General features: G+C 63.9%; 1 pseudogene. It reads left to right on the top strand.

Features of this window, described 5'->3' with window-relative positions:
* Positions 1-39 precede the first annotated feature (39 nt).
* Positions 40-255, top strand: a pseudogene (locus ACLJNW_RS26705) (hypothetical protein); the annotation flags it as partial.

Genomic DNA, 255 nt, shown 5'->3' on the forward strand with positions numbered 1-255 from the left:
TGCATGGCCTGGATTAAATCGACCGGGTGGTAGTAGGAGATGAACTGCAGGGCATCGGCGACGCTCTGGATCAGGTCGTCTTGCTTGATCACGGCCATGGAGCACGGTCCTCTTCAGGCGGGTAATTCGGATGCGGGGCAGGGTCACGGAGCCGGCCGCAGCCGAGGAGCGCGCCGGTCAGGCACCGGCGCAAAAAAGGCGCGACAGAATAGCCGATCCGGCGAGACGGGCGCACGCGCCGACGATCAGACAATG

The organism is Salmonella sp. SAL4457 (assembly GCF_046548235.1).
Lineage (GTDB): Bacteria > Pseudomonadota > Gammaproteobacteria > Enterobacterales > Enterobacteriaceae > Salmonella > Salmonella enterica.